We start from the raw sequence: 12,885 nt of genomic DNA on the forward strand, positions 1-12,885 counted from the left end.
TGACCTGTCGATGCATGCAAAGGCCGAATCGACCCGATCGATGCAAGAATCGAATGCATGGCACGCAATCTCGACCTGCGAGCGGCGTGCGAGGCCTTCGTCTCCGTCGCCGAACGCGAGAGCTTCACCGCCGGAGCCGTCGGCGCCGGCGTCACCCAGTCCGTCGCGAGCCGGCGCATCGCAGCGCTCGAGCAGCACCTCGGGGCGCGCCTGTTCGAGCGCACGTCGCGCCGCGTCGTGCTGACCGAGTTCGGGCGCGGCGTCCTGCCGAGCGCGATCAAGCTCGTCGACGCGTCGCTCGAACTCTCCGAGGATGCCGAGCGATCGCATCGACTGCCTGTGACACTCGGGGTGCCCCATGCCTACGATCCGGCCGCGGCCGCGAGGATCGCGGCGGCCGGGTCGGACGGTTCGATGAACGTCGAGTTCGTTCCCGGACTGCCCCAGGAACGGGAGGCGGCATTCGCGGCGGGACGCGTCTCGCTCAACCTCGAGCCGGTCGCGCCGGATCGTGCACGGTGGGCGGCCCCGCTCGGGGTCGGCTGCGGGGACCGCGGCCGACCTGATGACGACTTCTACTTCACCGAACTCCGGCCGCACCGCGGCATCCGCTCGCTCGTCAGGCTCTGGCTGGTGCCCGAGGACGACGCGCCGCACGTGCGCGACCGACTCGAGCTGGTGCGGAACGGCGCGGGGCTCGCGCCGACCCAGCTTCGAACGGCGGCGTCGCTCATCACCGCGATGGCCGCGGCTCTCAGCAGTGACGACCTGGTGCTCTGCACGAGCGCAGAAGCCGACGCGTTCGGCCTGCGGTGGCGGGCGCTCGGCGACCTGCGTCTCGTGCGCGGGTACGCCCTCGCGGCACGCGAGCGTGACGTCTCGTCCCGGTTCCTCGAATTCGCGGGACCGCGGCTCGTCGATCTGCTGCACTCCGAACCGGTCACCGGCATCGCGCGCGAGACTCGATCGGCGCACGGCGGGACGCATGCAGACTGACCGCGCCCTGCTGCGCGACGCCGCCGAGGTCCTCCGCTCGGCGGGTCTTCGCGCCTCGATCGTGGTGCGCGACCTTGGGAGCGGACGCGAGTTGTCGATCGCGGGCGACGACGACTACCCGCTCGCCTCGGTCGTCAAGCTCCCACTCGCGCTCGCCGTGCTGCAGCGCATCGACGAGGGCCGGCTCGACCCGGCCCGGCCGGTGACGCTCAGACCCGACGATCGAACACCCGGACTGGTCGGCTACTGCCGCTTCCAGCACCCGACCACCGTCTCCGTCGAGGACCTGCTCTACATGGCCGTCTGCCTCAGCGACGACACGGCGGCCGATGCCCTGTTCGACCTCTGTGCGCCTGCCGCGGTGACGGCGTCGCTCCGGGAGACGGGGATCACCGGCATCACCGTGCGGCACTCGATCCGCGAGCTGCACCGCACCCTCGCGAGCGTGCTGCCGCCCGAGCAGATGCCGCAGGCGCTCGCGCTCGCCATCCGCGCGTCCACCCGGGGCGGCGGTCACCTGATTCCGCAGCTCGACGTCTCGAGTGCGAACGCGGGCACCGCGAACGCCTGCGTCGAGCTCCTCGACCGCATCTGGCGCGCACCGGCACTCGCTCCCCAGCGGGATCGGCTGCGCGGCCTGTTGGCGATGAACGTCATGCGGCAGCGTCTCGCTCCCGACCTTGAATCCGACGATGCGGTGTGGCATTCGAAGACGGGCACGTTCCTGCACCTGCGCCATGAGATCGGCGTGCTCGAGCACGCGGACGGTCGCGCGATCGCGATCGCCGTGCTCAGCGAGTCATCCGTTCCGGCGCAGCGTCAACCCGCCGCCGAGCAGGCCCTCGGCCTCGCCGCGAAACTGCTGCACGACCGGGTCCGTTCGGCGCCCGCCTGACGCGTGGGCTGCGCAACGTCGCGGCCGTCTCGCGGGGCGACCGAGCCGTGACGCATCAGCCGCCGAGCTCCTGCAGCTCGTCGAGTCGGGGTGCCGGCACGACGGTCGCGCCGCCGCCAGCCCCGCCGAAGACGCGCACGGTGCGTTCTGTGCTCCACTTCGGCCACCCGGGATCGCCGGTCGTCGCGAAGGCGACCCACGCCCCGTGCATCTCCGCGGCGAGCGACTGGGGAGCGGATGCCCCGGCGAGTGCCACCGAGTCGGCACCCGCGAGTCCGTCGAAGACGAAGCCGAGCTCCACGGCATGCGCCGCGCCGAGTTCGCGCACCGGGCTCCGCCACGCGAACTCGTAGACCCACGTCGGGGCGCCGGCCGCTGCACGTGCATCGGCCGCCCGGTACTCGGAACGGCGGAGCAGCACGTCGGTGAGGATCGCGCCGAACACCTCGCCGTGCTTCGCGCCGGGCCGATTGGCCCGATAGCGTCGCACCGCGGCTGCGGAGATCTTCGCGGCGCGACGGCCGATGGCGAGGTGCAGGCGCGTGATCCTGTCGACCGCGCCGCTCGGCACGAGCCACAGGCGGTACTCCTCGGTCGTCGTGCCGATCACGAGCGGCACGTTCGACGAGGCTCCGGCTGACAATCCGTCGCCGGGGGAGACCGGCACGAGGTCGTCGTCGATCGCGACGGCGTAGGCGGGGCCGCCGCCGAGGGGCGAGCTGCCCGCGAGCACCTTCGCCTGCGCCGCCACCAGCCGGTCGGGGTCGACCGCCGCGAAGGCGTCGCGCGTCGCCTCCACCCCGAGCTCCCTGGCGATCAGTGCGGTGATCCTGCCGGCATCGGCTGGATCCTTCGCCTCGAGCGGCCCGCTCATGACGAGGGCCTGCCGCATGACCTCGCCCGCGACGGGCGATGCCGCGAGGGCAGCCACCGTCGCGCCACCGGCGGACTGGCCGAACACGGTGACGCGGCGAGGATCACCGCCGAACGCGGCGATCTCGGCCTGCACCCAGCGGAGTGCGGCGAGTTGATCGTGCAGGCCGAGATTCAGGGGAGCACCGCCGAGCACCGAGAATCCCTCGGCGCCCAAGCGGTAGTTCACGGAGACGAACACCACTCCATCGCGGGCGAACGTCGCGCCGTCGTAGCCGGGCAGCGCGTTCGAGCCGTGCTTCAACGAGCCGCCGTGCATCCAGACCATGACGGGGTACGGCGCGCCCGCGGCATCCGATGGCGCCCAGATGTTGACGTGCAGGATCTCGTCGCCCGGTATCGCGACCGTCGGCAGCAGTTCGCCGAGCGCGCCCGCGTAGGGCGACTGCGGAGCGGTCGGGCCGAAGGCCGTCGCGTCGCGCACTCCCTCCCACGGTTCGACCGGGGCCGGAAGGCGGAACCGGCGGTCGCCGAAGGGCGCCGCGGAGTAGGGGACGCCCAGGTACCGGGCGACGCCGTCGCGGGTCTCGCCGCGTAAGGCGCCCGTGGAGATCTCGATGACACCCTCGAGGGGTGCCCGCTCGTCGCTGAGTGGTTGCACCAGCTCATCCTGCCGGTCGGACACCGTCGGCGCTAGAGACGGCGGCGGACACAGTCGGGCCCCGGCGATCGATCGATCGCCGGGGCCCGTGTGCACTGCGGACTATGCCGCGGGCTCGCTGTCGCGCTTCGGCAGCTTCCAGCCCGGCCGCACGAAGTGGCACGTGTAGCCGTTCGGGTACTTCTCGAGGTAGTCCTGGTGCTCGGGCTCGGCCTCCCAGAACGGGCCGGCGGGCGAGACCTCGGTCGTCGCCGGGCCCGGCCAGAGGCCCGAGGCGTCGACGTCGGCGATCGTCTCGTGCGCGACGACCTCCTGCTCGTCGCTCGTCGGGAAGATCGCCGAGCGATAGCTCGTGCCGATGTCGTTGCCCTGGCGGTTCTTCGTCGACGGGTCGTGGATCTGGAAGAAGAACTCGAGGAGGTCGCGGAACGACTCGACCTCGGGGTCGAAGACGATCTCGATCGCCTCGGCGTGCGTGCCGTGGTTGCGGTACGTCGCGTTCGGCACGTCGCCGCCCGTGTAGCCGACGCGGGTGCTGATCACTCCGGGGCGCTTGCGGATCAGGTCCTCCATGCCCCAGAAACAGCCGCCGGCGAGGATCGCGGTCTCGGTTCGTGCAGTCATCGTGCGTTCTCCTGGTTCTCGAACAGTGCGCGGTATCGACCGTAGCCCGCCTCGTCCAGCTCGGCGAGCGGAACGAACCGCAGGGCCGCGGAGTTCATGCAGTAGCGAAGCCCTCCGGCCTCGCTCGGTCCGTCGTCGAAGACGTGGCCGAGGTGGCTGTCGGCGCCGCTCGACCGCACCTCGACGCGCTTCATGAAGAGCGATCGATCGGTCTTCTCGGTCACCGCGTCGGGCTCGATCGGCTTCGTGAAGCTCGGCCAGCCCGAACGGCTGTCGTACTTGTCGGTCGAGGCGAACAACGGCTGCCCCGAGACGACGTCGACGTAAAGGCCGGGCTCGTGGTTGTCCCAGTACTCGTTGCGGAAGGCCGGCTCGGTGCCGTCCTCCTGCGTGACCAAGTACTGCTTCGGCGTGAGGCGGGCGATGGCCTCGGGAGTCTTCCGGTAGTCCTGTGACACGTGGTCCTCCTGTTCGGCGCCGCCGGCTGCGACGCCCACTGAGAAGAACAGTGGGGGAGCCGGTGCTGTTCCGCGCGCACAGGCTGCCAGCTGTGGGTTCCCTGTGAGCGGATGCCTCGCGGGCGCACCCGTCTCGCACATGACGCGGGGGTCGTCATACGCGGGGCGGCCCGCACCCGGCATCGTTACGATTGCCGGGTGACTCAGGCCTCAGCGCAGACGGACCCCGCCTCGACCGACATCGAGGGCGCCGTGCGACCCGAGCGATCGGTGCACCTGCTCGAAGCGCTCGCGGCGCGCGTCGTGATCGCCGACGGAGCGATGGGCACGATGCTGCAGGAGCACGACCCGACCCTCGACGACTACCAGCAGCTCGAGGGCTGCAACGAGATCCTGAACGTCAGTCGCCCCGACATCATCGGCCAGATCCACGACGCCTACTTCGAGACCGGCATCGACGCCGTCGAGACGAACACCTTCGGCGCGAACTGGTCGAATCTCTCCGACTACGGCATCGACGACCGTATCGAGGAGCTCGCCGCGGCGGGCGCGGCGATCGCCCGCGAGCGCGCCGAGGCATGGCAGGCACGCGACGGCCGGGAGCGCTGGGTGCTCGGCTCCATGGGGCCGGGCACGAAGCTGCCGAGCCTCGGTCACACGACGTACGCCCACCTGAAGTCGACTTTCGCGCTGCAGGCCGAGGGCCTCATCCGCGGCGGGGCCGACGCGTTCCTCGTCGAGACCTCGCAGGACCTGCTCCAGACCAAGAGCGCCGTGAACGGCTGCAAGCAGGCGATCGCGGCGACCGGGGTGCGGTTGCCGATCTTCGTCGAGGTCACCGTCGAGACGACCGGCACGATGCTCATGGGCTCCGAGATCGGCGCGGCCCTCACGGCGCTCGAACCGCTCGGCGTCGATGCGATCGGCCTGAACTGCGCGACCGGTCCCGACGAGATGAGCGAGCACCTGCGTCACCTCTCGAAGTTCTCGAACGTGCCCGTCATGTGCATGCCGAACGCCGGCCTGCCGGTGCTCGGCGCGAACGGCGCGAGCTATCCGCTCACCCCCGAGGAACTCGCGACCGCGCACGAGCAGTTCGTGCGCGAGTTCGGCCTCGGCCTCGTCGGCGGATGCTGCGGCACCACGCCGGCGCACATGAGCGCCGTCGTCGCGAGGCTGCGGGGCGCCGAGGCATCCGCTCGCCGTATCGAGGCCGACCCCGGTGTCGCGAGCCTCTACCAGCACGTCAGCTTCGAGCAGGAGAGTTCCTACCTCGCGATCGGCGAGCGCACCAACGCCAACGGGTCGAAGGCGTTCCGCGAGGCGATGCTCGACGAGCGGTGGGACGACTGCGTCGACATCGCCCGCAACCAGGTGCGCGACGGCGCCAACCTGCTCGATGTCTGCGTCGACTACGTCGGCCGCGACGGGGTGGCCGACATCCGCCAGGTCGTCTCACGGCTCGCGAGCGCCTCGACGTTGCCGCTCGTGGTCGACTCGACAGAGCCCGCGGTGCTGCAGGCCGGGCTCGAGCTCATCGGCGGTCGGCCCGTCGTCAACTCCGTGAACTTCGAGGACGGCGAGGGCGGTACCAGCCGCTTCGCCCGCATCATGCCGCTCGTCAAGGAGCACGGCGCGGCGGTCATCGCCCTGACGATCGACGAGGAGGGGCAGGCGCGCACCGCGGAGAACAAGGTGCGCATCGCCTCGCGGCTCGTCGACACGCTCGTGGGCGAGTGGGGCATGCGCGTCGACGACATCATCGTCGACGCACTGACCTTCCCGATCGCGACCGGGCAGGAGGAGACCCGGCGCGACGCCATCGAGACGATCGAGGCGATCAAGCAGATCACCGCGAAGTACCCGGGCATCAACACGACCCTCGGCGTCTCGAACGTGTCGTTCGGGCTGAACCCCGCTGCACGGTCGGTGCTGAACTCGGTGTTCCTGCACGAAGCGGTCGAAGCCGGCCTCACGAGCGCCATCGTCGATGCGGCGAAGATCGTGCCCCTCGCCTCGGTGCCTGAGGACCGCCGCAAGGTCGCCCTCGACCTCGTGTGGGACCGGCGCGAGTACGACGCGGAGGGCACCCTGACGTACGACCCCCTCGTGGCTATGCTCGACCTCTTCGCCGGCGTCGACATGGCCGCGATCCGCGACGCGCGCGCCGCCGAGCTCGCGGCGCTGCCCGTGGGCGAGCGACTCGAGCGCCGCATCATCGACGGCGAGGCCAAGGGGCTCGAAGCCGACCTCGACCTCGCGCGCGCCGGCGGGCTCAGCGCGATCGACATCATCAACGTGCACCTGCTCGAGGGCATGAAGGTCGTCGGCGAGCGCTTCGGCTCAGGCGAGATGCAACTGCCGTTCGTGTTGCAGTCGGCCGAGGTCATGAAGAGCGCGGTGGCCCTGCTCGAACCGCACATGGAGAAGTCGGCCGCCGGCGGCAAGGGCACGATGGTCATCGCCACCGTGCGCGGCGACGTGCACGACATCGGCAAGAACCTCGTCGACATCATCCTCTCGAACAACGGCTACGAGGTGATCAACCTCGGCATCAAGCAGCCCATCGCCGACATCATCAAGGCGGCGGAAGAGCACGACGCCGACGTGATCGGCATGTCGGGACTGCTCGTCAAGTCGACCGTGGTGATGAAGGAGAACCTGCTCGAACTCAATGCACGTGGGCTCGCGAAGCGCTGGCCCGTCATCCTCGGCGGCGCCGCCCTCACCCGCACCTACGTCGAAGACGACCTCGCCGGCATCTTCGACGGCCAGGTCCGCTACGCCCGCGACGCCTTCGAGGGGCTCGCGCTCATGGAACCGCTCGTGGCCATCGCCCGCGGCGCCGACCCGACGACCGTCGGCCTGCCGGCCCTCAAGAAGCGCATCCATCGGCCAGGGCTGCTCACCGTCACCGAGCCAGAGCAGATGCCGGCACGATCGGATGTCGCGGCCGACAACCCCGTGCCGACCTCGCCGTTCTGGGGCACCCGCATCGTCAAGGGCATCGCGCTCGCCGAGTACTCCGCGTTCCTCGACGAGCGCGCCACCTTCATGGGGCAGTGGGGCCTGAAACCGAGTCGCGCCGACGACGGCGCGAGTTACGACGAGCTCGTCGAGACCGAGGGGCGACCGCGCCTGCGGTACTGGCTCGACCGCATCCTCGCCGAGGGACTGCTCGACGCGTCGGTGGCCTACGGCTACTTCCCGGTCGTCGCCGATGGCGACGACATGGTCGTGCTGCACCACGGCGACGACCCCGACGGGCTGCTCGGAGCTGCGGGGCTGCTCGCCCCCGACGGAGGCTCGGGCGGTGCGATCGGCAGCGACCGGCTGCGATTCCGTTTCCCGCGGCAGCGCCGCGACCGCCACCTCTGCCTCGCCGACTTCGTGCGCTCGAGAGATGCCGGGCAGGTCGACGTCGTCGCCGTGCAGCTCGTGACGGCGGGCCAGCGTGTGAGCGAGGCGACCGCGAAGATCTTCGCCGAGAACCGCTACCGCGACTACCTCGAGCTCAACGGCCTCGCGATGCAGCTCACTGAAGCGCTCGCCGAGTACTGGCACTCGCGGGTGCGCGACGAACTCGGTCTCGGCGGAGAGGACCCCGACGACGTCGCCGGACTCTTCAAACTGCACTACCGAGGGGCGCGCTTCTCGCTCGGCTACCCCGCCTGCCCTGACATGGAGGACCGCCGCAAGGTCGTCGAGCTGCTGAAGCCTGAGCGCATGGGCGTCGTGCTCTCCGAGGAACTGCAACTTCACCCCGAGCAGTCGACCGACGCGTTCGTCTTCCACCACCCCGAGGCGAAGTACTTCTCGGTCTAAGAGCGGGCCGACCCGCGCACGGCGGGCGCGCCCTGCGACGGCAGCTTCGCGCGCCGGAGCGAGGCGAGCACGGCCGGGCCGATCAGAGCGATGCCGACCACGGTCGTGACCGCGCGAACGGTGTCCCACGTGAGTGTCGAGGTCACGAGCGAGTAGAGCGCGAACGAGGCGAGGTTCTCGCTGATCGGCGCCGACCCGTCGTAGGAGATGTCGGTGCCCATGCCGACCGCGAACGGCCAGAACCAGAGATTCATCACGAGCCCGAAGGCGTATGCGGCCGCCACGCCGTACGCGGCGAGGATGGCGATCTCGAGGGCCGTCGCCCGGCGCACGGCCGCGACGGTCGCCGCTCGCGGGCGGATCGCCGGCAGCAGGCCCGCACCGGCCGCGACCCAGGCGCACGCGAACATCTGGAACGGGGTCCACGGGCCGATGCCGCCCCAGAGCACCGACGACACGGCGATGGTGATCATGCCGAGGAGGAACCCGAATCGTGCGCCGAACGCCCGACCGGCGAGGATCAGCAGGACGAAGACGGCTTCGATGCCGCCCACTCCGGCGCCCGCGATTCGGATGCCGGCACCGATCGCCGCGAGCACGCCGAGGAGTGCCACCGCCTTCGCCGAGTGCATCTGCCGATCGAGGACACCGAGCACGACGGCGATGACGGCCGGCAGCACGGCGAACGCCACGAACGGAGCGGCGCGCTGCGCATCGGCCGGCACCGCCGTGGCCACGAGCGGCCAGCCGAACGCGGCGAGGGCGAGGGTGCTGCCGGCCAGGAGCGCGACCGTGGTGGCGCGCTCGCGCCGCTGAGCGGCACGGTCGTCGCGGTCGCGGTCGCGGTCGCCGCGAGCGTCGGACCGGCCGGCGGGCGACTCGACGGCGGTCACGAGCTCAACTCGGCGGTTGTGCGGGCCACGGCAGACACGATGCCGTGTTCTAGCGTGAGCTCGCGGTCGGCGAAGCGAGCGGCGAATTCGCGGTCGTGCGTGGCGAACAGCACGACCCGCCCGGCCTCGGCGATGGTGACGAGGGCCTCGCCGACGAGGCGCCGCGCCGCCGCATCGAGACCGCGGGCGGGCTCGTCGACGAGCAGCACCGCCGGCGAGGGAGCGAGCTGGATGGCGATCGCGAGGCACAGCCGCTCACCGGCCGAGAGGTCGCGGGGGTGACGCAGCAGCATGCCCTCGTAGAGTTCGCGACCGAGCAGCGCTGCGAAGGTCTCGTCGGTCGGCGTCGACGGCCGATTCCGGCGGTCGGCGCGGTGGCACTCGGCCGCGACGGTCGTCGCGAAGAAGAGGTCGTCGAACTGCTCGGGCACGAGCGCCACGGCTCGACGGCGCGCAGCGGGGTCGAGCGCTGCGACATCGGTGCCGTCGATGAGCACGGCGCCCGCGGCATCCGGCACCGCCATCGCGCCCAGCAGGCTGCTCTTGCCCGCCCCGTTCGCGCCGGTGAGCGCGACGAGTTCGGCGGCGTGCAGCGCGAACCGCGCCTGGCGCACCGCGACGGCGTCGCCGTGCCGCACGTCGAGCCCCCGCACTGAGACGAGCGGATGCCCCGGACCCGCTGCTGTTGGCTCACCGATCTCATCGGCTGCTCGCGCCGAGGCCCGCGTCGTCGTCGGCATCGCCTCTGGCTCGGGGGCCTCGCCGAGCGCGACGTACCCGCCGTCGATCTCGAGCCAGGTGTCGGCGAGTCCACGCCATTCCGCGGTCCGATGCTCGGCGACGACGACGCAGGTGCCGGTTTCATGAGCGACCCGGTCGAGCACCTCGCACACGAGACGCCGCGCTGCCGCGTCGAGCTCCGCGAGCGGCTCGTCGACGAGCAGGACGACTGGGTGGGAGACGAGCGCCGCGGCGATCGCGACGAGGGTCGCCTCGCCCGCGGAGAGCGCCGTGACGGGCCGGTCGAGCAGTCGGGAGATGCCGAGCTCGTGGGCCGTCTGCCGCACCCGGGCGTCGACGGCCTCGGCGTCGAGGGCCTGCGTGGTGAGCGCGAAGCCGATCTCGTCGTGCACCGTCTCGGCGACGAACGAGAGCCGAACCTGCTGGGCGACGACCCCGACGAAGCCTGCCGTCTCTCGCGGAGGGTGCCGACGCCGATCGAGCCCGCCGACCTCGATGCGCCCGGTCTGATGTCCGCCCTCGAAGTGCTGGAACAGCCCGCTCATCGCATCGAGCAGGCTCGACTTGCCCGAGCCGGTCGCGCCCGACACGATCGTCAGGGTGCCGGGCGCGAGTTCGAGATCGGCGCCGGTCAGTCGCCAGGCGCCGCCCTGGTCGAGCGATGCCGCGGTGAACCGCACCGGGTGCTCGACGTCTCCCGCCGGTCTGTCGGATGCGGCGAAGCCTCGCACCTCCATCGAGGCGGCGAGGGCGAGGGCTCGCTCGACCGTGTGCTCGAACACCGGCACGAGCAGGGCGGCGGGCCCGCGCTCACCGCGGAGGGCGGCAGCCCGACGCATCCGCCGCACCGACTGCGCGAGCGCCGGCGCGGTGGCCCAGGCGATGACGAGCGCGCGCGAGACAGCGCGGATCGGGCCGCGGGTCGAGCCGCGCACGAAGAGGCGCTGCACGTCGATGACTGCGTTGAGCACGCCGAAGGCGAGGATCACGGCCGCGAACGGCAGGGCGCTGACCGCCGCGTTCCAGATGCCGCCGGTCGTGATCGGCCCGAAGAGCGTGATGTGCGCGAAGGGGCCGCTGAGGGGCACCTTCGGGAGGTCGAACAGGAGCGATCCGCCACCGGATGCCCCGCCGAACACCATGCGGTAGAGCACACGCGACACCACGAATACCGCCGCGACGATCGCCGCCGCCCGCAGTGGTGCCGCGCGGAACCGCATCATCCGGCCGGGGTCGGAGTCTCCGTGCCGGTCGTGTAGACGAGGCCGACGCTCTGTCCGGGCTCGACCTGGAGCGTGCCGAGTCCCTCCTGTGCGTACTCCCACTCGCCGTCGGCCGTGGGCTTCACCCAGAGCGCCCAATAGGCGTAGGCGGGTGGCATCGACTGGCAGGACTCGACGAAGGACGCCTCGCCCTCGACGTCGACGGTCTCGTCGGGCCCGGGTCGATCGTTCACCCGGCACACGATCTGGTCGCCCCACTCCACCGAGCCCTCGGTCGTGACGCCGGCCTCGTCGAGCGCGGCCGTTGCAGCGATCGCGGACGTCGCGTCGACGCACGCCGATTCGCCCTCGGCGTCGAGTGTGCCGAAGTCGACGATGACGGCGACGCCGTCGCACTCGGCGCCGCTGTCGGCGCTGGCTTCAGCACTCGCCGCCGGTGTCGGATCGGCGGTCGGGGCAGGTGTCGCAGCGGCGCAACCGCTCAACGCGAAGACACCGACGAGGAGGAGGGAGATGAGGGGGGATCGCACGCCGACCACCCTACCGATGCTCGGTACAGGGGCTTCAACGCGTGAAACAACCCGACATGAACGGATGTGACAGGTGTCACGAACCACTTGCGAACCCGAGGAACCCTTGGGTTAGTCTGTGCGGATTGGCAACTTCCCGCGGGCGGAAGGCGCTCGCGGATCTCGCACGATGGGGATCGGCCGGTGAGTCGCGTCCCCGCTGGGGAGAAGCATGAGCGAAGCGTCCGGAGTCACGACCACCGCACGGTCAAGAGCGGGCGGATCGACCGGACCACGGGTCCCACGGCAACGCCCTCGGGCAGCCGGGGGCTGGCGCGCCGTGGCATCCGGAGCGGCGGTGCTGGCACTCGCAGCCGTCGCGGGCACCGGCGTGATCTCGACCGACACCGTGGCGGAGCGCGCGCAACTGGCGGCGGAGCAGGTCGCCGAGACCGCAGAGCTGTCGGCGGCCACCGACCTCGACGCGAGCCAGTTGGGCGCGCACGAGGGCATCCTCACGGCCCGGGCCGCGCAGGACGCGGTCGACGCGCTGAACCAGGCCGAGGCCGTGATCGCCGCGGCCGGCGGCAAATCGGATGCCTCGAACCTCGAGGCATCCGTCGCCGCGCTGAGATCGTTCGAGCTGCTCGCGCCCGAGCGGGTCTTCGAGCTCGCCGATGCGGCACGGGCGCACGCGGTCACGGTCCAGGCCGCGGTCGTCGAGTTCGACCGCATCGCGGCGGAGCAGGCTGCAGCGGCAGCAGCAGCGCAGGCCGCCGCCGAGCGTGCGGCCGCTGAACGCGCTGCGGCCGAGCGCGACGCAGCGACGCCGCCGGCGACCGGCCCGGCACCGGCGGCGCCTGCGAACCCGAGCGAGGCGCAGGTCATCGCACGCGACATGATGGCGACCCGCTACGGGTGGGGCGATGATCAGTTCGGCTGCCTCGTGGCGCTCTGGAACAAGGAATCCGGGTGGAACGTCACCGCGGGCAGCCCGGGCGGGGCCTACGGGATACCGCAGGCCCTCCCCGGCAGCAAGATGGCGTCGGCGGGCGCGGACTGGCAGACGAGCGCGGCCACGCAGATCAGCTGGGGGCTCGGATACATCGCCGGAAGGTACGGAACGCCGTGCGGAGCATGGGCCCATTTCCAGGCGAACAACTGGTACTGATCGTGCTGGCGGATCC

Annotated in this window: 10 protein-coding genes; 4 read left to right on the top strand and 6 right to left on the bottom strand. The window is 71.3% G+C overall.

Features of this window, described 5'->3' with window-relative positions:
* Positions 1–57: 57 nt before the first annotated feature.
* Both ESP57_RS00260 and ESP57_RS00265 read left to right on the top strand, forming a co-directional pair.
* Positions 58–996 (top strand): LysR family transcriptional regulator, encoded by a 939-nt coding sequence (locus ESP57_RS00260; RefSeq protein WP_129230096.1) that lies wholly within the window; start codon positions 58–60, stop codon positions 994–996.
* Positions 986–1,891, top strand: coding sequence for a serine hydrolase (locus ESP57_RS00265; protein ID WP_129230098.1), 906 nt, complete (start codon positions 986–988; stop codon positions 1,889–1,891). The genes ESP57_RS00260 and ESP57_RS00265 overlap by 11 nt, the downstream gene beginning before the upstream one ends.
* A 55-nt stretch (positions 1,892–1,946) precedes the next feature.
* Here ESP57_RS00265 and ESP57_RS00270 read toward each other — a convergent pair whose 3' ends face one another.
* From ESP57_RS00270 to msrB, 3 genes are all read right to left on the bottom strand, one after another.
* Complete coding sequence (locus ESP57_RS00270) at positions 1,947–3,425, bottom strand: carboxylesterase/lipase family protein (protein WP_207904447.1); 1,479 nt, start codon at positions 3,423–3,425, stop codon at positions 1,947–1,949.
* A gap of 102 nt (positions 3,426–3,527) precedes the next feature.
* Entirely contained in the window at positions 3,528–4,049 is a 522-nt protein-coding gene (msrA, locus tag ESP57_RS00275; RefSeq protein ID WP_115958281.1) for a peptide-methionine (S)-S-oxide reductase MsrA, read from the bottom strand.
* Positions 4,046–4,507 (bottom strand): peptide-methionine (R)-S-oxide reductase MsrB, encoded by a 462-nt coding sequence (gene msrB / locus ESP57_RS00280; RefSeq protein ID WP_129230100.1) that lies wholly within the window; start codon positions 4,505–4,507, stop codon positions 4,046–4,048. Before msrB ends, msrA begins: the two co-directional genes overlap by 4 nt.
* A 252-nt stretch (positions 4,508–4,759) precedes the next feature.
* Here msrB and metH point away from each other — a divergent pair, with 252 nt between their 5' ends.
* Positions 4,760–8,332 carry a methionine synthase gene (metH, locus tag ESP57_RS00285; protein ID WP_424219332.1) on the top strand — a complete coding sequence of 1,191 codons (3,573 nt, stop codon included), beginning with the start codon at positions 4,760–4,762 and terminating at the stop codon, positions 8,330–8,332.
* On the opposite strand, the gene ESP57_RS00290 is transcribed toward metH, so the two are convergent.
* The 3 genes from ESP57_RS00290 to ESP57_RS00300 are packed head-to-tail and all read right to left on the bottom strand — an operon-like array spanning position 8,329 to position 11,719.
* Positions 8,329–9,225, bottom strand: coding sequence for an ECF transporter S component (locus ESP57_RS00290; RefSeq protein WP_129230104.1), 897 nt, complete (start codon positions 9,223–9,225; stop codon positions 8,329–8,331). The two genes, metH and ESP57_RS00290, sit on opposite strands and share 4 nt — an antisense overlap.
* Positions 9,222–11,189, bottom strand: a complete 1,968-nt coding sequence (locus ESP57_RS00295; protein WP_129230106.1) for an ATP-binding cassette domain-containing protein — start codon at positions 11,187–11,189, stop codon at positions 9,222–9,224. The genes ESP57_RS00290 and ESP57_RS00295 overlap by 4 nt, the downstream gene beginning before the upstream one ends.
* Positions 11,186–11,719 carry a hypothetical protein gene (locus ESP57_RS00300; RefSeq protein ID WP_243648357.1) on the bottom strand — a complete coding sequence of 178 codons (534 nt, stop codon included), beginning with the start codon at positions 11,717–11,719 and terminating at the stop codon, positions 11,186–11,188. The genes ESP57_RS00295 and ESP57_RS00300 overlap by 4 nt, the downstream gene beginning before the upstream one ends.
* Before the next feature lie 319 nt (positions 11,720–12,038).
* Between ESP57_RS00300 and ESP57_RS18545 the strand changes: the two genes are divergently transcribed.
* Positions 12,039–12,869, top strand: a complete 831-nt coding sequence (locus ESP57_RS18545; protein WP_199470579.1) for an aggregation-promoting factor C-terminal-like domain-containing protein — start codon at positions 12,039–12,041, stop codon at positions 12,867–12,869.
* The last annotated feature ends 16 nt before the right edge of the window (positions 12,870–12,885 follow it).

This window comes from Agromyces fucosus (genome assembly GCF_004134865.1).
Lineage (GTDB): Bacteria > Actinomycetota > Actinomycetes > Actinomycetales > Microbacteriaceae > Agromyces > Agromyces fucosus.